21 protein-coding genes and 2 pseudogenes are annotated in these 19,513 nt (G+C 65.6%); 10 read left to right on the top strand and 13 right to left on the bottom strand.

All coding sequences use genetic code 11. From position 1 onward, the window contains the following. The 9 genes and pseudogenes from J7I79_RS24300 to J7I79_RS17405 form a co-directional block, all read right to left on the bottom strand. Entirely contained in the window at positions 1–1,062 is a 1,062-nt protein-coding gene (locus J7I79_RS24300) for a SulP family inorganic anion transporter (RefSeq protein ID WP_311380603.1), read from the bottom strand. Between the two features lie 86 nt (positions 1,063–1,148). Beyond that, positions 1,149–1,565: pseudogene (locus tag J7I79_RS24295) on the bottom strand (SulP family inorganic anion transporter); the annotation flags it as partial. Between the two features lie 160 nt (positions 1,566–1,725). Further along, positions 1,726–2,424, bottom strand: coding sequence for an endonuclease/exonuclease/phosphatase family protein (locus J7I79_RS17430; protein WP_214955452.1), 699 nt, complete (start codon positions 2,422–2,424; stop codon positions 1,726–1,728). A 159-nt stretch (positions 2,425–2,583) separates the two neighbouring features. Beyond that, positions 2,584–2,778, bottom strand: coding sequence for a hypothetical protein (locus J7I79_RS24290; RefSeq protein WP_251042947.1), 195 nt, complete (start codon positions 2,776–2,778; stop codon positions 2,584–2,586). 74 nt (positions 2,779–2,852) lie between these two features. Next, entirely contained in the window at positions 2,853–3,404 is a 552-nt protein-coding gene (locus tag J7I79_RS17425; protein ID WP_251042946.1) for a carbohydrate-binding domain-containing protein, read from the bottom strand. A gap of 40 nt (positions 3,405–3,444) precedes the next feature. Continuing rightward, entirely contained in the window at positions 3,445–4,233 is a 789-nt protein-coding gene (locus J7I79_RS17420) for a polyphosphate polymerase domain-containing protein (RefSeq protein WP_214955341.1), read from the bottom strand. Then, a complete protein-coding gene (locus tag J7I79_RS17415; protein ID WP_311380602.1) occupies positions 4,230–4,991 on the bottom strand; it encodes a DUF4956 domain-containing protein in 762 nt (253 codons plus the stop codon). The genes J7I79_RS17420 and J7I79_RS17415 overlap by 4 nt, the downstream gene beginning before the upstream one ends. 74 nt (positions 4,992–5,065) lie before the next feature. Next, complete coding sequence (locus J7I79_RS17410; RefSeq protein ID WP_214955339.1) at positions 5,066–6,160, bottom strand: bifunctional glycosyltransferase family 2/GtrA family protein; 1,095 nt, start codon at positions 6,158–6,160, stop codon at positions 5,066–5,068. A 9-nt stretch (positions 6,161–6,169) separates the two neighbouring features. Continuing rightward, positions 6,170–7,153, bottom strand: a complete 984-nt coding sequence (locus tag J7I79_RS17405; protein ID WP_214955337.1) for a phosphodiester glycosidase family protein — start codon at positions 7,151–7,153, stop codon at positions 6,170–6,172. A 164-nt stretch (positions 7,154–7,317) separates the two neighbouring features. Between J7I79_RS17405 and J7I79_RS17400 the strand changes: the two genes are divergently transcribed. Continuing rightward, positions 7,318–8,121, top strand: a complete 804-nt coding sequence (locus J7I79_RS17400) for a thioesterase family protein (protein WP_214955335.1) — start codon at positions 7,318–7,320, stop codon at positions 8,119–8,121. A 26-nt stretch (positions 8,122–8,147) separates the two neighbouring features. Here the strand turns inward: J7I79_RS17400 and J7I79_RS17395 are convergent, their stop codons facing one another. Beyond that, positions 8,148–8,537, bottom strand: coding sequence for a DUF2177 family protein (locus J7I79_RS17395; protein WP_214955333.1), 390 nt, complete (start codon positions 8,535–8,537; stop codon positions 8,148–8,150). 16 nt (positions 8,538–8,553) lie between these two features. Between J7I79_RS17395 and J7I79_RS17390 the strand changes: the two genes are divergently transcribed. Next, the gene (locus J7I79_RS17390; protein WP_214955450.1) at positions 8,554–9,303 is read left to right on the top strand and encodes a lipoyl protein ligase domain-containing protein; all 750 of its coding nucleotides are present in this window, start codon (positions 8,554–8,556) and stop codon (positions 9,301–9,303) included. Between the two features lie 85 nt (positions 9,304–9,388). Here J7I79_RS17390 and J7I79_RS17385 read toward each other — a convergent pair whose 3' ends face one another. Continuing rightward, complete coding sequence (locus J7I79_RS17385; RefSeq protein ID WP_011692168.1) at positions 9,389–9,646, bottom strand: mycoredoxin; 258 nt, start codon at positions 9,644–9,646, stop codon at positions 9,389–9,391. 170 nt (positions 9,647–9,816) lie between these two features. Between J7I79_RS17385 and J7I79_RS17380 the strand changes: the two genes are divergently transcribed. After that, the gene (locus J7I79_RS17380) at positions 9,817–10,563 is read left to right on the top strand and encodes an SOS response-associated peptidase (RefSeq protein ID WP_214955331.1); all 747 of its coding nucleotides are present in this window, start codon (positions 9,817–9,819) and stop codon (positions 10,561–10,563) included. Here J7I79_RS17380 and J7I79_RS17375 read toward each other — a convergent pair. Beyond that, positions 10,525–11,010: a VOC family protein gene (locus J7I79_RS17375; protein WP_251042944.1), complete on the bottom strand. Its 486-nt coding sequence runs from the start codon at positions 11,008–11,010 to the stop codon at positions 10,525–10,527. The genes J7I79_RS17380 and J7I79_RS17375 overlap by 39 nt on opposite strands. A 14-nt stretch (positions 11,011–11,024) precedes the next feature. Here J7I79_RS17375 and J7I79_RS17370 point away from each other — a divergent pair, with 14 nt between their 5' ends. After that, positions 11,025–11,351: a chorismate mutase gene (locus tag J7I79_RS17370; protein ID WP_055803374.1), complete on the top strand. Its 327-nt coding sequence runs from the start codon at positions 11,025–11,027 to the stop codon at positions 11,349–11,351. A gap of 44 nt (positions 11,352–11,395) precedes the next feature. On the opposite strand, the gene J7I79_RS17365 is transcribed toward J7I79_RS17370, so the two are convergent. Further along, positions 11,396–11,782 carry a hypothetical protein gene (locus J7I79_RS17365; protein WP_214955329.1) on the bottom strand — a complete coding sequence of 129 codons (387 nt, stop codon included), beginning with the start codon at positions 11,780–11,782 and terminating at the stop codon, positions 11,396–11,398. 176 nt (positions 11,783–11,958) lie between these two features. On the opposite strand from J7I79_RS17365, the gene J7I79_RS17360 reads away from it, so the two are divergent. The 6 genes and pseudogenes from J7I79_RS17360 to J7I79_RS24795 form a co-directional block, all read left to right on the top strand. Then, positions 11,959–12,291: a DUF6504 family protein gene (locus J7I79_RS17360; protein WP_214955327.1), complete on the top strand. Its 333-nt coding sequence runs from the start codon at positions 11,959–11,961 to the stop codon at positions 12,289–12,291. Then, entirely contained in the window at positions 12,288–15,788 is a 3,501-nt protein-coding gene (locus tag J7I79_RS17355) for a DNA polymerase III subunit alpha (RefSeq protein ID WP_214955325.1), read from the top strand. Before J7I79_RS17360 ends, J7I79_RS17355 begins: the two co-directional genes overlap by 4 nt. Before the next feature lie 133 nt (positions 15,789–15,921). Then, entirely contained in the window at positions 15,922–17,931 is a 2,010-nt protein-coding gene (thrS, locus tag J7I79_RS17350) for a threonine--tRNA ligase (protein ID WP_214955323.1), read from the top strand. Positions 17,932–17,953: 22 nt separating this feature from the next. Then, positions 17,954–18,544: an HIT domain-containing protein gene (locus tag J7I79_RS17345; protein WP_104173040.1), complete on the top strand. Its 591-nt coding sequence runs from the start codon at positions 17,954–17,956 to the stop codon at positions 18,542–18,544. After that, positions 18,537–19,175 (top strand): phosphatidylinositol phosphate synthase, encoded by a 639-nt coding sequence (pgsA, locus tag J7I79_RS17340; protein WP_214955321.1) that lies wholly within the window; start codon positions 18,537–18,539, stop codon positions 19,173–19,175. The genes J7I79_RS17345 and pgsA overlap by 8 nt, the downstream gene beginning before the upstream one ends. Positions 19,176–19,407: 232 nt before the next feature. Next, positions 19,408–19,513: pseudogene (locus tag J7I79_RS24795) on the top strand (pyridoxal 5'-phosphate synthase lyase subunit PdxS); the annotation flags it as partial.

The following is a 19,513-nucleotide window of genomic DNA, read 5'->3' as shown; positions in this document are numbered from 1 at the left end:
CTAGGGCCCGAACGCCCGCTTGTAGTTGCGCACCGCGTTGTTGACCGTGGGGAAGAAATGGTCCGGGCCGAACCTGCTGCTCACACCGAACCTGAGCAGGCGGTCCTTAACCGGGCCCTTCAGCTCCGCAAAGACCAGGCTGATGCCCTGGCTCGCGAGTTCGTCGTCTAGCTCCACGAGATCGTCCAACGCGGTGGTGTCCAGGTCCGTAATGGCCTCGGAGGCCACAATCACGCATTTCACCGGTCCGGGGGCATTGGCCACGAGGCTGCGGATGTGCTCGGCAAACACCTCGCCATTGGCGAAAAAGAGCGGTGCGTCAAAGCGGGCGATCACCAGTCCCGGGACGCGCTGGCCCTCCGGATGCCTGCTGATGTCGTGGTAGCCCGGTACGTCCTCCAGGCTGGCCAGTTCGGTCCGGTAGGGATCCCACGCCCGCCGGATGAATGCGATCAGGGACAGCGCGATGGCGATGACGATGCCCTGCAGGACGCCCATGAAGGCGACACCGAGGAAGGTGGCCCCAAGGAGCGCCGTTTCCACCCGGCTCATCCGGACCAGCCGGAACAGGGTCTTGACGTCCACCAGCGAGGAGACCGCCACCATGACGACGCCGGCAAGCGTGGCGGTGGGAAGGAAGGCAGTCACCCCCGGGGTTACCAGCATGAACACGATCACCAGGGCCGCGGCCACGATGCCGCTGAACGGGGTGCGGGCACCGGCGTCGAGCGCTATGGGAGTCCGGGACGAGCTGCCGCAGACGGGGAAGCCGCCCAGCAGGCCGCTGGCCACGTTGGCAATCCCCAGTGCCCCCATTTCCTGGTTGCCGCTGGTGTGGATGCCACTGCGGCCTGCGAGGCTTTTGGATAAGGCTGAGGTATCGGCGAAGGCGATGAGCGCGATGCCGGCCGCCGGACCAACGAGTCCTGCGACATCATCCAAGGTGATGCCGCCCAAGGCGGGCGCGGGAAGCCCTTGGGGGAGGGCTCCGACCATGGGCATGGCATCCTTGAGGCCGAAGGCGGCGGCCGCCGCGATGGACGCCGCCACAGCCAGCAGCACGCCGGGCACCTTCCCGGGCAGGAACCGGCCGGCACGATGATGATCACTGTGGCCGCTCCGAACAGTTGCGCCACAGGATTCACGGCTCCTTGGAGCACTGCCTCCGCCGTGCCCGCGGCGGTTGCCTGCAACGAGCCGCCTGAAACCTGGATTCCGAGAAGCCGGGGCAGTTGGCTGACCATGACCGCGAGCGCAATGCCGTTGAGGTATCCCACCCGGATCGGCTTCGAGAGCAGCCCGGTGATAAATCCCAGCCGGAACATCCGGCCGGCGATGAGGAACCCTCCGATCAGGACGGCCAGCACACCGGCCAGCGCCACGGCATGGGACGGTTCCCGTCCGGCGAGCGGAAGCAGCGCGGCGGCGATCATGGGCGCCAGCGACGAATCCGGTCCCACGATGAGGACGCGGGAAGGGCCGAAGACGGCATAGAACAGCATGGGAACCACCGAGGCGTACAGTCCCGTGACTGCCGGCAGGCCGGCGGCCTCCGCGTAGGCCATGCCGGCGGGAATCAGCGCCGCGCTGAGGGCCGCGCCCGCCGCAAAGTCGGCCCTGAGCCACGACCGCTGATAGGTCCGGGCCAGCTCGATGCCCGGTACGGCTTTCAGGATCCAATCGCGGCGCAAATGGTGCCTCCCGGGCTGGTGGTCGGCGTCGGGGCTAAGGCGTTCCTTGGATCGGGCCGGAATCGTGGCCATATTCGGCGGATACCAGGATGGGAAGGTGGTCCGACGCGCCGCGCGGCAAGGTCTCCACGTTCTCGATGTCCAGCCCAAGGGAGGTGGCAAAGTCGAAATGCCCATTGAAGACCTTGTACCTCGTATAGGTCCGCCGGTCACTGAGCGAGAGCTCATAGCCGGAATTCTTCATGTGTTCCGTGAGGTTCTTCGTGAAGAAAGGGTAGTTGAAGTCACCCACCATAAGAGTCATCAGTCCGCTGCCCATGCCGAGGAGCTCCGCGTGTGCCGCCTTGATCTGTTTCCGGCGCAACGAATTGGAAGCCGTCAGGGGCGCCGCGTGGAAGGAAGCGATCACCAGCTCATGGTCCGTTTCGTTGTCTACGACCCTCGTGCCGATCAGCCGCTCATGCGCCGGTGCCAGAACCCGGTCGTGCAGTGATTTCTTCAGGGCGAAAGTGTTGGTTTCGAAGGCCGTGAAGCGGTCCATCCGGTAGTAGATGGCAAGTCCCAGCCTGTTGCCCTTGGTCGAATCGGCCAGGTGCAGGGGCCCCAGCGTGTCCGGTAAATCCGTGGTGTCGCACTCCTGCAGGCACAAGGCATCTATCCCGAAGTCGCGGGCCAGATCGAGCAGTTCGCCGCGCGCCGCGTGCTTTCGAAGGTTGTAGCTGATGACCCGTATCAGGGGAATACCTCTTCCGAGCGTAGTTAGGAGAACCAGTTCCTGAGTCTACCCAGTTGAGGGTGCCGCGCACAGGAAGACAGCACTGGAAGACGGCACACGGGAACGGGGGGACGCGGCCAAGCCGTTGTCCCCCGCCGTTATCCTGTGGCGGGCCGGTTAGCGGCCGCCGGGACCGCGGGCCGCCGTGTATTCGCCGGCGGTCACGGTGCCCTGCTCCTGTGCGCCCTCGAGAGTTCCGTCACCGAGACCGGCGGTGACCTGGGCCGTCCCGCCGGTGTAGACCGTGTATTCCTCACCGGCTGTGATGGCTGCGGAGGAGAAGACCAGCGAGGCTGCCTGCTTCGCCGTCACGAAGGTCGCCACCACGGCGCCGCTCGAATCCGCGAGCTGGATGGTGGTGCCGGCCGGAAAGGCAGAGCCGAAGGTCAGCTGGACGCCGGACTGCGATGTGCGTATGTGGCAGCGTCGCTCAGGGGGTTGGACGTGCCGTCTTCGAGGACGACGATGGCTTCGTTGGCGCTCTGCACCACAAACGGGGAGCCGGTGGAGCTGGTTATATCCGCGCCGTCGAGGATGATGCGCACCACGTCTTCCTCGCCGGCGGCGACCACTACCTGCCCGTCCGACAGAGATCCACTCAGGCGGTACGTGCCGGCCGCGCTGATGGTGACAGTGTCGCCGTCGACCTTCACAGCGTCCGACGACGTGCCGGAGGCCACAGTGCTGGCGCCGTCCGCCAGGGTCACGGCTACTTCGGACGCCGCGTCCCAGGTGAGGTCGTCGGCGTCGTAGTGCGTGTCCGCCGCGAGGGTGTCCAGGGAGACGGCCTCGGCGGTTCCGGACGACGCTGCCGTTCCCGAGGTTGTGGTGCCGGTGATCGAGGTGCCGGTGGATGCCGTGCCGGCGGCGGAGCAGCCTGCCAGTCCCACGGCGAGGGCGAGGGCGGTGACGGACAGGGCGGTGCGGAAGCGTTTCATGGTGTGTTCCTTCTGTGAAGTATTCGGGGGAGCAGCAGGGTCAGGCGGCGGGGCGGAGAGCCAGGTTCCGGCGCAGTGTCCGGTTCCAGCGGTTGGCTGGCAGGTCAGGGCAGAGCGCCGCCATGCCGGTGGCGAACTTGGATATCCGGGAGGGCCGCACTCCGTGGGCCCAGAGGTGCCGGTCCAGCGGGCCGGCCGTCGATCCGGACTTGGTCTCGAGGATCACGGCGCCGTCCAGTACCCAGGCCTGCTGGCCGGGGCGCTGCCAGGTCACGTCCGTGTCGATGGTGGCCCGGCTGCCGGATTCGGGCAGGTACAGGGTGGTGCGGCAGTAGCGGGTTTCGAGCACGGGCCCCAAAGGTCCGGAGGGCACGTCGCCCACCGCGGCGGCGAGGGTTTCGTGGACGTAGTCCAGGCCTTCGGCCGTCAGCCGGGCGCGGTCGCTGAGGTCGTAGGGGATGCGTTCCTTGACCGTGGCCTCGCGGGCGCCTTCCGTCTTGACTTCCAGGAAGCTGATGGCGCTGTCCACATAGGTCCTGGTGCGGACCTTGTAGCGGCGACGGCGGCCGTGGGCTGCCAGCAGGTAGCTGTCCAGCTGCGCGGTGTCGAAGTACACCGAGTCGTAGGCGAAGCAGCGGGAGCCGTCCATCTCCAGCACCCGGACCTCGGCGTCGAACGTGGCCAGGAGCTGCTGTGCCAGCGTCTCGGGGACCACGTACTTGCGGTCCACCCGGGTCTGCAGTGCGGCTTCGGCGTTCAGTTCGTCCAGCCCGACTGGCGGCAGCAGGCGTAGGGTGCCCAGGATGCCGGCTTGCGCCGGGGCGCTCATGCCGCGGCTGCCGAGGCATGGACGGGGTTGGCCGCGCGGCTGGAAGGCACAGCCGCCGCGGGGTCCGCGGGGAACTCCACCGAGGGCCGGTCCGCCGCGGGGTCCGCCGCGTGGCGGGCAGCCGCCGTCGGGAAGGGGGCGAGGGCTGCCGGTTCCATTACGGGGGTCCCGGCCGACGGGATTTGCAGGGCGGCAGGGCCGGCGGGGAACGCAGCCGGAACGTAGGCGTAGCGCACATCGACGACCGTTTTGTCGTTGACGAGGTCCAGCTCCTGCACGGTGGCCGAGTGGACCTTGCCGTGGACCACCTCTTCGAGCCGGGCGTAGAGTTCCTCATCCACGGCGATGGCACGGTCCAGGATCACTGTCTGGTGGCGGTAGGCCGGCAGGACCCGTGAGTGGTCGCCCACGAACATCACCAGCAGGATCATAGCCATCAGCGCCAGCGGCAGCCACACGGGGTCGATTCCAAGGCCGGCGATCAGGCCAAGGGCCAGGGCAGAGAAGTAGTACGCAACCTCGTGCTGGGCAAGTTCGGTGGAGCGGAGCCGGATGATGGACAACACCCCGAAGAGGCCGAGTCCCAGGCCGACGCCGGCGGCCGATCCGGAGAGTGCGGCGGCAACGGCCATGACGCCGACATTCATGCCGAGGTAGGACACCACCAGGTCGCGGCGCCGGTGCCGGCGCAGGTAGAGGGCGAAGGTCAGGATGCTGATGGCGGCCAGGTCGGCGGCGATAAGGATGAGCGGTGTCATGGAATTCTCCGAATCTGATTGGTGGATTGGTCTTTACGATCCACGGCCAAACTGTGCAGGTGCTGTGATGGAACCTAGGCCGGAATATGAGTGTCGGCTGAGTGTTCGTTGCGGGTTTCCTCCGCGGGTTTGACGGCGCCCTTTGCGAAGAGAAACCGCTGCTGTACCGCGTAGCTGATGGCCAGCAGGGCGACTTCAGCGAGGATCTTGGCGGCCAGCGGGGGCAGGGACACCGCGTCAAGGGCTGCGATGAGCGCGAAGTTGGCGGCAAGCAGCACCAGTACAAGGCTGAAATAGCGGACGCCGGTTTGCGCTGCAGGCTTCTCCCGGCCGTGCCGGAACACCACCTTGCGGTTGACGGCGAAGTTGATGGCCGAACTCACGGCCCGGGCGCCGACCAACGCAAGCAGCAGCGAGTCGGTGGCCGCGTTGAGGATCAGGAACATCACGGTGTCCACCAGGAACGCCGTGAACGAGGACGCCAGGAATTTCAGCAGCGGCGCATAGATCCGGGCGGAGTCCGCCAGCGGCCGGAAATGCGACCCGGCATTGTGATCCAGGTACACAGTGGCGATGTCCACGCTCCTGATCGCGTAGCCTGCCTGCCTGGCCTCGAGCAGGAGATTCAGCTCGTACTCGTAGCGCTCGCCCGGGACGGACCGGAGCCAGGGGAGCATGGAGGCGGGGTAGCCGCGGAGGCCGGTCTGCGTGTCGGCAATGCGCTCGCCGGTGGCCAGGGTGAACAGCAGCCTGGTGGCGTTGTTGCCGAACCTGCTGCGGGCGGGGACGTTGCCGGTGAAGCTTCGGGTGCCCAGCACCATGGCCGTCGGGCCGTCCTGTTCCGGGCCGCTCTCTGCCGCGGCCGCCACGCGAAGGATGTCCACGATGGTGTGCTGGCCGTCGCTGTCGGCGCAGACCACGTTCCGGCCGGGCAGGTGGTCCGCAATGAAGCCGAAACCGGTCTTGAGGGCGAAGCCCTTTCCCCGGTTGCGGGAGTAGCCGATGACGTGGCAGCCAAGCGCCCTGACGCCGTCGAACACCTCGCGGTATGCGGGGCCGCTGCCGTCATCGACCACCACCACGGTGGCCCGCGGTTCGGTCTCCCGGATGGAGCGGATCAGGGCGGATAGTTGCTGGTCCGGCTCGTAGGCCGGGATCAGGATGATCACGGCCGGCCCCTACTCCGCGATGTAGAGGATGTCGGACGTGCCGCGTTCCTTGTTGTCGCCCAGCGGGTTGTTGACCAGCTCCCCGTTGAAATACATGGTGGAGGATCCGCCGCCGTCGATGTTGTACGCCGTGGTGGAGCCGAGGTCCTTCATGATCTGCGCCAGCCCGGTCATGGTCACGCCGGAGCTGTAGCCGGGGCTCCGGCCGTCCACCACCACGAACACCAGGTGGTTTTCGTCGATGATGCCGACGGCGGTGCGGGGCTGCTCGCCCTGGATGGAGTGGTTGCCGAAGTTGGTGTCCACCTCCACGTCCTCGATGCCGTCGGCGATCTCGCCGTCGTTCAGCAGGGACGGGCCGAAGGAGAGGGTGTTCCAGACGCCGTCCGCCAGCAGCTGCTCGGCGGTGGTGGCGGTTTCGTCGTAGACCTTGACGCTGCCGTCGCGGTAGAAGGCCAGGCCCTGCCGGGCGCCTTCGTCGCGGAACACCACGCCGTTGCGGATCACGATGCCGGTGTCGCGAAAGCCGTAGTAGTCGCCGTTGATGGCAAACACCGCGTTGTTATCCTCAGCGATCGCGGAGGTGGTCTCGGTGATGTTCTCGCCGAAGCTGTTGTTGGCGAATGCGGACTGCAGCGTGGTGGCGTCATCCAGTACGACGTCGGCAACGTAGTACGTGACGGTGCTGTCACCGCTGCCGGCGGTCACCGTGGAGATATTGATGTCGGAGCTGTCCGAGACGTAGGAAGTGTCCGTGGTGACGACTGCGGTGCTGCTTGTTTCGCTGGTGGAATCACTGGTGGTGCCCGCCGTGGTCCCGCTCTGGCTTGCCTGGTAGGCGGAGACGTCCGAGATTTCCACGTGCTGGACCACAAAGCGGTCCAGCGCCCACGCAGTGGCCCCGCCGGCCGACAGGGTGAGGGCAACGGCCCCGGCGACGACGGCGCGGCGTACGCGGCCGCCTTTACGATGTTGGTTCTTGAGAGGAGTCATGCATTATTTCTAGGCTCCGGACTTATACCGGCCATGAGGTCAGGATAAGAGGAAGCTGTGAGACCATCGCCAGGACGTTTGGGCGGCTGCAGCCCGAAGCCCGGGGTCCGCTGCAGGCGATAGTGTGTTCTGGGATCATCACCAGCCGCGCGAAAGGGTCGACGTTGACTGCAGCACTTCCGGAACTTGCCGAGGGCGACTTCTACTACGAGTCACTGGGAGACGGGCGTTTCCGTTCGACCATTCACGCCCAGGGTGCCTGGAACGAGCACGAACAGCACATGGCGCCGGCCTCAGGACTCATGGCGGATTGCCTGGAGCGGCACAACCCGCGGGACGATGTCCGGATGGCGCGACTGAGCTACGAAATCCTGGGACTGATCCCGGGCGGCGAATTCGAGGTGGTCACCACCATGCTCCGGCCCGGACGCACCATCGAACTGCTGCAGGCGGAACTCGTTGCCGACGGGCGCGTGGCGATCCGCGCCACGGCCTGGCGGATGATTACGTCCGACACAGCGGACGTCGCAGCAATCGAAGACGCCCGAATTCCCGGGCCGGACGAGTGCTCACCGTACGACGGCGCCAGCGTCTGGCCGGGAGGCTACATCCGTTCCCTGGAAATGCGCGTTGCCGACGGGCACCGTCCGGGCTCCGGGAAGGTCTGGCTTCGCACCGGACACCCGCTCACGGATACCGCGGACAGCGGGGACGTGGCGCGGCTGATGGGGCTGGTGGATACCGCGAACGGAATAGCGGCCCGCGTCCCCCCGGGAAGGGACAGCTACGCCTTCCCCAACCTGGACCTGCAGATCCATATGTACCGGAAACCCGCCGGCGACTGGCTTGGCCTGGACAACGCGGTCTCCTTCGGCGCAGACGGCATCGGGCTGACGTCCACGGTGCTCCACGACCTCAGCGGACCCTTTGGCCGGGCCGAACAGATCCTGACCATCCGCAGGACCTAGCTCCACGGAATGTGGTTCTGCGGCGCTCAGTTCCCGTGGAAGACGAGCCAGCCGGCCAGCGTGGCCAGGGCCGTCAATGCTGCGCCCCAGAGGATGTCCACGACAATGAGCTGCAGCGGCCAGGTCTTCAGCGTCGCGGCATTGGTGAGGTCGTACGTGGCGTAGGCGAACGCGCCCAGTGCGGCGCCGTAGCCCACCGCGCTGAGCCAGCTGCCGCCGTCGAGCGCGGGACGCAGGGCGAAAAACACAATGCCGGCAATGTAGATCACGTAGAACACCACCGCGTACCCTAGATTGGGCCGGTCGGCCAGCAGTTCACCAATCTGTCCGCGGTAAAACGGGTTCATCGTCTTGAGCCAGATGGCATCGATGGCGGCGAACGCGGCGGCGACGACCAGGAATTGCAGAATGACCATAAGGGAGCTTAGCAAGATGCAGCACGCGGCCGGCGCACCAGCCACGCTGACCATCGTCCGGCAGGAGGAGTCGCTGGGGGCGGCCCGGGATCTGGAATTCGGCATTGAACTGCTGGGGATGGCCAAGACCGGCAGGACCGGTCCGACCCTGCGGTTGTACCGTCCGGCGCCCACAGTGGCCTTCGGCCAGCGGGACGCGCACCTCCCCGGCTTTGAGGCAGCGGCCCTGGCCTGCCGGGAGCTCGGTTTTGAGCCCTTGGTCCGGAAGGCCGGCGGCCGGGCGGCGGCTTACCACGAGGGAACACTGATCGTCGATCACGTGGAACCGCATGCCGACGCCATCGCCGGCGCCAAAGGGCGTTTCGCCTTCTTCGGGGAGATGCTGGCGGGTGCCCTCCGGAGTGCGGGAGTCCACGCCGCCGTCGGTGAAATCCCGGGCGAGTACTGTCCGGGGGAGTTCAGCGTCCACGGCCAGGACCCGGCCGATCCGCAGCACAGGGTCAAACTGATCGGCACAGCCCAGCGCGTTGTGTCCGGCGGGTGGCTGTTCAGCTCGGTCATCGTGGTGGAAAACTCCGGGCCGATCCGCCGTGTTCTGGAAGCCAGCTATGCCGCCCTTGGACTGGACTGGGACCCGGCCACTGCGGGCGCCGTCGACGACCTCGTCCCGGGACTTGACGTAGCGGCAGTCGAGGCGGCTGTTATTGACACGTATGCCGGGTACGCGCGGCTGGAGTATGCGGACTTCGCCAGCCTGCGCGGCTAACTGCCAGTGCACTGGCGGACATGCAAGAGGCCGGGCACCCAGGTGCCCGGCCTTGCTTTTTGAACAGCTTTACGCCGGACGGGGCCTAGGCCGCGAGCCGGCTCTTGACTTCGGCCGCCGACGGGTTGGTGGCGGCGGTGCCGTCCGGGAAAAGGACTGTGGGGACGGTGCGGTTGCCTCCGTTGAGCTGCTCCACGAGATCGGCGGTGCCTTCAACTTCTTCGATGTTGATCTCGGTGTAACCGATGCCCTGGGCGTCCAGCTGCTTCTTCAGCCGGTTGCAGTAACCGCACCAGGTGGTCGAAAACATGGTGATGGTGCCGGATTCGGGAGTGAAATCCACGGAGTTCTCCTCAAGCTCGTTGTTGCTCGTCGTTATCAAAGCAGATGTCTTTACCCTCAACCGTAACCCGGTGGCCGGTATTCCCGCGGCGGCAGGCCCTCCCTGCCTCCCCACGATGACGGCCGGTGACGCCGGGTGACACCGACTGCGGGCGGTGGCATGCTGGTGCCATGTGTGGACGCTACGTGATGGCCAGGGCGGTCGGGGACCTGCTGGCTGAGTTTGACGCTGAATTGGAAGAGGAGCTGGTGGTTCCGCCCTCGTGGAATGTGGCCCCTACCGCTGATGTGCCCATCCTGTTGGAGCGGCTGGTGGACGGCAGCCCGGTCCGGCAGCTGCACGTGGCGCGCTGGGGACTCGTGCCCTCCTGGGCCAAGGATCCTTCCATCGGCTCGAAAATGATCAATGCGCGGAGCGAGAGCGTCCTGGAGAAGCCGGCCTTCCGCAAGGCTACGAGGTCAAGACGCTGCGCTGTGCCGGCGGACGGCTATTACGAATGGAAGGGTGAGGGGCGCAGCAAGCAGCCCTATTACGTGCACCCGAAGGACGGCCTGCCGCTGGTGTTCGCCGGGCTGTATGAGTGGTGGAAGGATCCATCCAAGCCCGAGGGCGACCCGCACCGCTGGATGTTGTCCACCTCCATCATGACTACCGACTCGCCGCCCGAGGGCTATGCCGGCGGGATGCTCGCCGAGCTTACTGCCCTGCACGACAGGGTGCCGCTGCCCATGGACCGCACCACCATGCAGGCATGGCTGGACCCCCAGGCGGATGACGCCGCCGGTTTGGTGGACCTGGTGAGGGCAGGGGCGCACGACGTCGCCGAAGGGTGGACGATCGATGCCGTTGGCACCGCCGTCGGGAACGTCAGGAATGATTCAGCGGAACTCATCCAGCCGGTGGAAGGCCTGTTCTAGGCGAGAGACTTTTTGGGCGCGCCTCAGAACCGTGACTGTGCCGCCGGCGTCAACCGACCACGTGGGATTGAAGGCAATTTCCCAGCGGAAGCCGTCCGGATCCGCGAAGTACCCGGTGTAGCCGCCCCACGGCTGGGTTTTCGGCCGGCCCACCACCGTTGCCCCCGCGGCCTCGGCTTCGGCCATGACCCGGTCAACGTCCGCCGCGCTGCCAACGTTGTGGCTCAGGGTGATGCAGGGGATCCCGGCGGGGCTGTCCACGGAGGCCTCGGCCTGCATCTGGCCTGCATCCCAGAGGGAAAGAATGAGGCCGTGGTTTGCCTGGATGAACACCACGTCGCCGGGGACTTCCCGGTGCACCGGCCAACCCAGGCCGTTGACGTAGAACCTGCGTGCGGCGTCAACACTACGGACGCCAAGTGAAATGAAGTCGACTCGAGGCTGCATTCTTAGATACTGTCATGCACATGCCCACAAATCACGGACACGACAAAGACGCCCAGGCCGACAGGGAGCAGCTCGCAGCTGTCCGCGTGGCCGTCGATGAAGTTGATGAGCAGATCGTCACCCTGATTGCGCGCCGTGAACGCCTGATCCGGATTTCCGGCACCCTCAAGGGCGATGACGCAGAGGTCCGCGCCCCCGGCCGGGTGGAGAAGGTCATCGAGCACGTCCGTGCCGCCGCGGAGAAGAAGGACATCGACCCGGACATCGTGGAGAAGACCTACCGTGCCATGATCACGGCCTTCACTGAACTTGAGATGAAAGTGCACAACGCCAGCAGCTAGCGGCGTTGTTCGCGGCGCCATCCCGGGCTGACGTCCGGGCGAATCTAGAGGGATTCCTCCACGGGCACGTTCGCCTGGAAGTCCCTGCCGTCGGCTTCGCTGAAAGCGGTCATGAGGTGACCCTTCTCCAGCCCCAGGACGGTACTCATGGGAAAATTCCCGGTAATGGTGCTGCCTGAAAGTTCCACGCCGCTGAGGTCAAAATTCTCCTCGGTGCCGTCATGGCTGAAGCAATAGAAGGACACGGCTTCGCCGTTCATGAACTCGATTCCCATTCGTCGCTGATGGGAATGATCCGGCGTGGCGGCCACTAGGCCCACCACGTAGGCGCCCGATCCGGGGATATTCCCGTCTATAGCAAAAGTCGCCACCAAGGTTGAGTCCTTGGCGGCGATGGATACATGCTTCAGGAGTGCGTTATGGGAGCTCATGGCTCCATCCTTCCCCCTGCGCTCCCGTCCGTCCACCCCTGATCTAGGTTTTGTCACCGCCCCGGCGTAGACTTGATTTATTCGAAGATATATTCGAACGAATCATTTCAAGTCTCTTCCTGCCACCCGATACGGTCACCCGTTGCGGGGCGGGAAGAGTGTTCCGGGAGGCGCCCATGGGCATGTTCAGCGAGGGTGTCGATGTCGTCTGCACGCCCGCCGGCCAGCCGCTGGAACTCACCTGGGCCGGAAGGCAATACACGGTCTGCGCCGAACCCGTGCGCTGGTATGAACGGCGTCAGTGGTGGGTAGAGGAAACCCGGGCGCCCCTTGGTACCGGTCCGGGTCTGGTGGATCACGAGATCTGGCGCGTCCAGGTCCGGCTTTCCGATGCCATGGCCGCGCCGGGCCCGGAAACCAGCCTCACCCTTGACCTGACGCGGAGCATCAGCAGCGGGCGCTGGAGGCTGCTGCGGATCCACGATGCCCTCCGGCCGCAATCAGCATGAGCTTCACCCATCTCCACGTGTCCACCGCCTTCAGCGCGCACTACGGCGTCTCCTGGCCGGATGAGCTGGCGCAGTCGGCCGCCGCAGACGGCGCCACGGCGTTGGCCTGCACCGACAGGGACGGACTGTACGGCACCGTTAAACACCTCAAAGCCTGCATGGCGGCGGGACTGGATCCCGTCGTCGGGGTTGACCTTGCGGTCTTCGACGACGACGGCGACCTCCGCACCCAGCTCGCGGGCCGCGTCGTCGTGCTCGCCCACGGAAACAACAAGGGCGCAGGCTACCGCGCCCTCTGCCGGCTTATTTCGGATGCCCATGCCCGCACCTCCGGCAAGGCCGGGGGAGCAGTACCCGTTGCGGTGACCCGCGCCGAACTCGCTTCCAGGACCCTGCATCCGGAGACACTGGAGCCGGTACTGACCGTCCTGATCGGGCCGGATTCCGACGTCGGGAGGGCAATGGGCGGCCGCCGGTACCTCCGTCCCCGCACCCTTTTCAAGCAGTGGCTGGAGAGTATGCCCAAGGGCACAGTGGCCGCAGAAGTGGTGTCACACCTCAGCGCCCCCGGTGAGCCGTTGAGCACCGCCCATGCCGTGCGCATGCTCAAGCTCGCTGCCGAGCACGGCGTACCCGCTGTGCTGACCAACGCCGTGCGGTACTGCGCGGAGGACGGGGCGGCGACGGCGGATGTCCTGGATTCAGCCCGCACCCTGAAGTCGCTGCCCGAGCTGACCGCGGAGCCGCTGCTGCAGCCGAACGGCCAGGGCTGGCTGAAATCGGCGGCCCACATGCTCCAGCTCGGCAAGGAGATCATCCATTCCGCGGGCTACGGGGCCACCGACCTCACCAGGCTGCTCGGCCAAACCGAGGCGCTCGCGGACCGCTGCCGGATGGATCCCGTCACGGACATGGGATGGAAACAGCCCGTTGTTCCGGAGGCAGCTGTCATCGGCATCGACGGCGACCCGCTGGTTGAGCTGACCCAACGCTGCGAGGCGGGAATAGGCCGGCGATTCCCCGGGATATCGGGTCGGGCTGAAGCGCAAATGCGGGCACGGCTGGACCACGAACTGCGGATTATCGCCAACCTTGGCTTTGCCTCCTACTTCCTCACCGTGGCTGAGGTATCCCGCATGATCCTGGATATGGGGGTCAGGGCGGCCGCCAGGGGATCCGGCGCCTCCAGCCTGGTCAACTACCTGATCGACATCAGCCAGGTGAACCCCCTGCAGCACGATCTCATCTTCGAACGGTTCCTCTCCCGTGACAGAGCCACCCTTCCGGACATCGACATCGACGTCGAAAGTGCCGAGCGGCACAACGTCTACCGAAGGATCTTTGACCGCTTCGGCGCGGAACGGGTCACCCTCATGAGCATGCAGAACGGGTACCGCGCTCGCGGTGCCGTCCGCGACGCCGGGCTGGCGCTTGGCATGGACGACGGCGACATCGGCGAAATCGCCAAGCAGCTGTGGCGCTTCTCGGCCAGGAAATTCCGTGAAGCCCTGGTGGAGAAGCCGGAGCTGAAGGAATTTGCGGGCCGGGTGGAGCAGCGCGATTTCGCAGAAAACCAGCAGCTGGACCTGCTCGTGGACCTGACCGAGAGGCTCGACCGTCTGCCAAGGCACATTTCCATGCATCCCTGTGGCGTGATCCTTGGCGACGCCACCCTGCTGGACCGGACACCCGTCCAGCCCAGCGGGCTGGGCCTGCCCATGAGCCAGTTCGACAAACACGACATGGATCCGATGGGCATGCTCAAGCTGGACGTCCTTGGCGTCCGGATGCAGAGCGCCATGGCCTTCGCCGTCCGGGAGGTCATCCGGCTGCACCCCTCCAAGGCCGAGGTGGTGACTGCCGGCGCCCATCCGGTGGGGCCGGAGGGCACGGGTCCTGACTACATCGCCGCTGACGGGCACATCGACCTCAACGCCGTGCCGCTGGATGACGAACCAACCTATGAACTGATCCGCAGCACCCACACGCTGGGCTGTTTCCAGATCGAATCACCCGGGCAGCGGGAACTGATCGGCAAGATGGCGCCCAGGGAATTCAACGACCTCATCATCGACATTTCCCTGTTCCGGCCCGGACCCATGAAATCGGACATGGTGCGCCCCTTCCTGGAACACCGCCACGGTTTTGCGCCTGAGGTCTATCCGCATCCGGACCTCAAGCCCGTGCTCCAGGAAACCCACGGCGTGACGGTCTTCCACGAACAGATCCTGAAGACCTTCGATGTCATGACAAAGTGCGGGCTGGCCCGGGCTGATGAATTCCGCCGAGCCTTGGGGAACGAGCTCATTGAACCCAAGGTGGAGGAATTCTTCCGCAAGGAAGCCCGGGCAAGGGGCTACACCCCCGAGGTGGTGGACAAGGTCTGGGGAACGCTGAAGGCCTTTGGCAGCTTTGGCTTCTGCAAGGCACACGGGGCAGCCTTCGCCGTGCCTACCTATCAGTCGGCCTGGCTGAAGGCCCACCACCCGGAGGCTTTCCTGGCCGGGTTGTGGGAACACGATCCGGGCATGTACCCCAAGAGGCTCCTTGTGGCCGAAGCCCGGCGGCTGGGGATCCCCATCCTGCCCCTCGACATCAACAGAAGCCAGGCGGAATATCGCGTGGAAACTGTGGAATCCGGGAAGGACCGCGGGAAGCTGGGCATCCGGCTGAGCCTGAACGGCATCTACGGACTTTCCGGTGCTGAACTCAAAAGGATCGTGGCAGGGCAGCCCTATGACTCGCTGGCCGACCTTCGTGCCCGCTCCCGGCTGAGTAAGCCAAGCATCAAACGGCTTGCCCAGCTGGGAGCATTCGACTCACTGCATCGGGAGTCCGGGGGAGCAGCCAACAGGGCTGACCTCGTCCAACACCTGCAGACCCTCCAGAACCGTCCTTCCAAGAAGGGCGTTGAGGTCATAGACGGCCAGCTTTCCCTGCCCCTGGGTGATGTTGAACTCAGGAACCTGAAAGCTGAACTTCCCGCACCCACCATGGTGGAGAACGTCAGGGCTGAACTTGACCTGATGGCGGTGGATGTCAGTGAGCACCTGATGTCCAGCCACCGGCCCCTGCTGGACCGGCTGGGCGTCACCACGGCGGATCAGCTCCTGGGGCTCCGGAACGGCACTGAAGTGCTGGTCGCCGGTGTCCGGATCGCCACCCAGACTCCGCCTATGCGGGGAGGCCGCCGCGTGGTGTTCATCAGTATCGATGACGGCACCGGCTGCGTGGACTCAGTGTTCTTCCACGAAGCCCAGGAGCTGGCCGGCCCGTTGCTGTTCGGCACCCGGCTGCTCCTTATCCGGGGCAACACCCGCCGGACCGGACCCCGCGGAATCAGTATCAGTGCCACCATGGCCTGGGACCTCAGCCGCACCGAGACGCTGCCGTTCCCGGAAAAACAATCCACTGGCCAGAGGGAACAGGACCTGCAGTTACAGGGGCCGCTGGATGGAATCAGCCGCAACCTGGCCATCACCGGACTCGGCAGCTGACCTGCACCTCAGGACAGTGAGCGGCACGTGCCGCTTTGGTCGGCCCATCTCCCAACCGATAGCATGGACGAGGCTGGCTGTGGTCCCCGTACGCCACAAGCTACGAAGCCTTAACTTTGAATAGGAGACACCCGTGTCAGATGCCCAGAAGATCACCCTCATCGTCGACGGCGAAGAGACCAAGGTGACTACCGGGACTACCGGCGCGGAACTCTTCTTTGAGCGCCGCGACGTCGTTGTTGCCCGTGTAAATGGCGAACTGAAAGACCTGGACCAGCCGCTCCCCGACGGAGCGGACATCGAAGGTGTCACCATCGATTCCCCGGACGGCCTCAATGTCCTCCGGCACTCGACTGCCCACGTCATGGCCCAGGCCGTGCAGCAGCTGCGCCCGGACGCCAAGCTGGGCATCGGCCCCTACATCACTGACGGCTTCTACTTCGACTTCGACGTCGCTGAGCCGTTCACCCCGGAAGACCTGAAGGCCCTGGAAAAGATGATGCTCAAGATCATCAACCAGAACCAGAAGTTCGTCCGCCGCGTGGTGTCCGAGGACGAGGCACGCGAAGCGATGAAGGACGAGCCCTACAAGCTCGAACTGCTGGGCAGGAAGAACGACGCCGCCGACGCCGGCGAAGGGGTCAACGTCGAGGTTGGTGCCGGAGACATCACCATCTACGACAATGTGGACCGCAAGAGCGGCGACACCGTCTGGTGCGACCTGTGCCGCGGCCCGCACCTGCCCAACACCAAGCTCATCTCCAATGCCTTCGCCCTGACCCGGTCCTCGGCCGCCTACTGGCTGGGCAACCAGAACAACCAGCAGCTGCAGCGCGTCTACGGCACTGCCTGGCCCACCAAGGACGCCCTCAAGGCCTACCAGGAGCGCATCGCCGAGGCCGAGCGCCGCGATCACCGCAAGCTGGGCGCCGAGCTGGACCTGTTCTCCTTCCCGGACGAGCTGGGGTCCGGCCTGCCGGTGTTCCACCCCAAGGGCGGCATCATCCGCAAGGCCATGGAGGACTACTCCCGCCAGCGCCACGTGGACGCCGGCTACGAGTTCGTCTACACCCCGCACATCACCAAGGGGCACCTCTACGAAGTCTCGGGCCACCTGGACTGGTACAAGGAGGGCATGTTCCCGGCGATGCACATCGACGCGGAACTGAACGAGGACGGCACCGTGCGCAAGCCCGGCCAGGACTACTACCTGAAGCCGATGAACTGCCCCATGCACAACCTGATCTTCCGCTCGCGGGGACGCTCCTACCGCGAACTGCCCCTGCGGCTGTTCGAATTCGGTTCGGTGTACCGGTACGAAAAGTCCGGCGTGGTGCACGGCCTGACCCGCGTGCGCGGCATGACCCAGGACGACGCCCACATCTACTGCACCCGCGAGCAGATGAAGGACGAGCTCACCACCACGCTGAACTTCGTGCTGGGCCTCCTCAAGGACTACGGCCTGGATGACTTCTACCTGGAGCTCTCGACCAAGAACGAAGACAAGTTCGTGGGCGACGACGCCACCTGGGAGGAAGCCACCCGGACCCTCGCCGAAGTGGCCGAAGCCTCCGGCCTGGAGCTCATTCCCGATCCGGGCGGAGCCGCGTTCTACGGTCCCAAGATCTCGGTCCAGGCAAAGGACGCCCTCGGCCGCACCTGGCAGATGTCCACCATCCAGCTGGACTTCAACCTGCCTGAGCGCTTCGAACTCGAATTCCAGGCCGCCGACGGCACCCGTCAGCGCCCGGTGATGATCCACCGCGCCCTGTTCGGTTCCGTGGAGCGGTTCATGGGTGTGCTGACCGAGCACTACGCCGGCGCCTTCCCGGCGTGGCTGGCACCCGTGCAGGTGGTGGGCATCCCGGTCGCCGAAGCTTTCAACGACTACATGTTCGACGTCGTCGGCCAACTCAAAGCGGCCGGCATCCGGGCCGAGGTGGACATCTCCTCGGACCGTTTCCCGAAGAAGATCCGCACCGCCAGCAAGGACAAGATCCCGTTCGTGCTGATCGCCGGCGGCGAGGACGCCGAGGCCGGAGCCGTGTCGTTCCGGTTCCGCGACGGCAGCCAGGACAACGGCGTGCCGGTGGCCGAGGCCGTCCAGAGGATTGTCGAAGCCGTCCGCAACCGGACCAGCTAGCGGAAGCGGAAAGGCAAACGACGTGCAGGAAACCACAGGCGCTGGCGGAGGATATCCGGGCGACGGCGAGGCGACCGATGATTTCGGCCTGGCCGGAGTTCCGGACGCTTTCCAGCGCCTGTGGACTCCGCACCGTATGGCCTACATCAAGGGCGGGCAGCATCAGTTCAAGAATGAGGAAGACTGCCCTTTCTGTGTGGCCCCTGCGCGCAGCGACGACGACTCCCTGATCGTTTACCGCGGCCGAACGGCGTACGTGGTGCTGAACCTGTTTCCCTACAACCCGGGCCACCTGCTGATCTGCCCGTACCGCCACGTGCCGGACTACACGGACCTGACAGTGGAGGAAACGGCGGAGTTCGCGGCCCTGACGCAGACGTCCATGCGGGTCCTGCGGAAAGTGGCCAATCCCGGCGGCTTCAACCTCGGGATGAACCAGGGCGTTGTCGGCGGCGCCGGAATTGCCGGCCACCTTCACCAGCACGTGGTTCCGCGCTGGGGCGGGGACGGAAACTTCTTCCCCATCATCGCCCAGACGAAAGCCATCACCCAGACGCTCGGCGAGGTCCGCCAGCAGGTCGCCGAGGCCTGGCCCGAGGACGAACGTGCTTAACCGGCATGCCCGGGGGTTCTTCACCGCACTGTTCTCCCCGCTTGCCCGCTGGCTCCTGAAAATCGGGGTCTCCCCGGATGCCATCACCATCGTGGGAACGGCCGGCGTGGTGGTGGGCGCCCTGGTGTTCTATCCTTTGGGCCAGCTGTGGTGGGGGACCCTTTTCATCACGGCCTTTATCTTCTCGGACGTCCTGGATGGCATCATGGCGCGCCTGCAGGAACGCGGCGGACGGTGGGGCAACTTCCTGGACTCCACCCTGGACAGGGTTGCCGACGGCGCCCTGTTTGCGGGCCTTGCCATCTGGTACTTCACCGGAGGCGCGGACCGCGCCATAGCCATCGCCGCCGTCGTGTGCCTGGTGCTTGGCATGGTGGTTTCCTACGCACGGGCCAAGGCCGAGGCCCTCGGGTTCCAGGCCAACGTGGGCATCGCCGAACGCGCCGAACGGCTGGTATCGGTGCTGGTGGTGACGGGCTTCACCGGGATCGGGCTCCCCAGCGTGGTTCTGCTGGCGACGCTGATCCTGCTCGCCGCCGCCAGCCTGGTCACCGTTGTCCAGCGGATCGCCACGGTGTACCGGCAATCGCTTGAAGAGCCGAACGGCACGGCCTCGCAGCAGCCTGCCTGAGCGGTCACGGCATGCTCCGGCGCCTGTCCGGCAGCGCCCATGGAGAGAGCGGGACTGCCGGGGTAACCCGAATTCAGCAGCGTCGCGGCGTGGGACTAGTATTAGGAGTACCTGGTCATTGGATCCGGTAATCCGGTGTGCGCGCGGCGTGACTTTTCCCGTCTGTGCCGACGCCTGCGCCGGGACCGAGAGACCGGATCTACGTAACATCTAGCTACCCATAGGGGTTTTTGTGTCTACACCTGATGTAAGCAGCGAAGCCGGCTCGTCCGCCAACAGCGTCACGGGCAGCAACCGCGTCAAGCGCGGCATGGCAGAGATGCTCAAGGGCGGCGTCA

The organism is Arthrobacter sp. ISL-69, from assembly GCF_018613775.1.
Lineage (GTDB): Bacteria > Actinomycetota > Actinomycetes > Actinomycetales > Micrococcaceae > Arthrobacter.
Note: the sequence above shows the minus strand (reverse complement) of the source record. Positions and strands in the feature narration are given on the sequence as shown.